Origin of the sequence: Protofrankia sp. Cr1 (assembly GCF_963555865.1) — a bacterium.
Lineage (GTDB): Bacteria > Actinomycetota > Actinomycetes > Frankiales > Frankiaceae > Protofrankia.
Window position 1 is genome coordinate 1 of sequence record NZ_CAUVXO010000126.1, and the last position, 811, is coordinate 811.

At 61.3% G+C, this 811-nt stretch carries 1 protein-coding gene; it reads right to left on the reverse strand.

Going from position 1 to position 811, the window contains the following annotated elements; translation table 11 throughout:
• Positions 1 to 16 precede the first annotated feature (16 nt).
• The coding region (locus tag U9980_RS12435; RefSeq protein ID WP_322768047.1) for a metal ABC transporter substrate-binding protein at positions 17 to 811 on the reverse strand (795 nt) is incomplete at its 5' end.

An 811-nucleotide genomic window follows, 5' to 3' on the forward strand; every position in this document is an offset into this window, starting at 1 on the left:
GCGTGGATCTATGCCCTCACATCAGGGCCCCGACGATCGTTTTAGTGTTGTGCTCTTCCATCTGCAGGTACGTCGCGCCGGCCGAGCCCTGCGGGCCGAGCGTGTCACCGTAGAGGGCATCCTCCCCCGCCATTACCTTCACGCCGGCTTCCCGACCGATCATCTCGGCCGTGTTCGGCGGCAGCGACGACTCAGAGAAGATCGCTTTGGCGCCGGTCTTCTTGATCTCGCTGACGAGATTGTCGGCATCCCGGCCGGACAGTTCCGCTGACGTGTCGAAACCTGGAATGATCGACCCGACAAAGGTCAGCTGATACCGATCGACGTAATAGCCGAAGGCGTCGTGGTTGGTCACGAGTTTGCGGTTTGCGGGAGGCAGCGAGTTGATCTGCCGTGCGATGTCCGCGTCGAGTGCGTCGAGTTTGATGGTGTATGCGGCCAGGTTCTCCTCATAGGTGTCCGCACCGAAAGGATCCCTGGCGGTGAACCCAGCCTGGATGTTGGCAGCCATGATCTTGACGTTCAGCGGATTGTGCCAGATGTGAGAATCAAGTCCGCTAAAGCCTTCGTCTACGCCGTTGTCACCACGAATCTTCACGCCCGCGCTGGCCTCCACCCGGGTGCCCTTGAAATTCGCGGACGAAATCGCGCTGTCGAGCCACTTCTCCAGACCCACACCGTTGGCCACGAGAACGTTCGCCTCGCCGATCGCCTTGACATCCGCCGGCGACGGTTCGTAGTCGTGTGGGTCGACACTGGGCTTGAGGATCTGGGTCACCTGCACCCGGTCGCCGCCGATGACGCGAGCGAA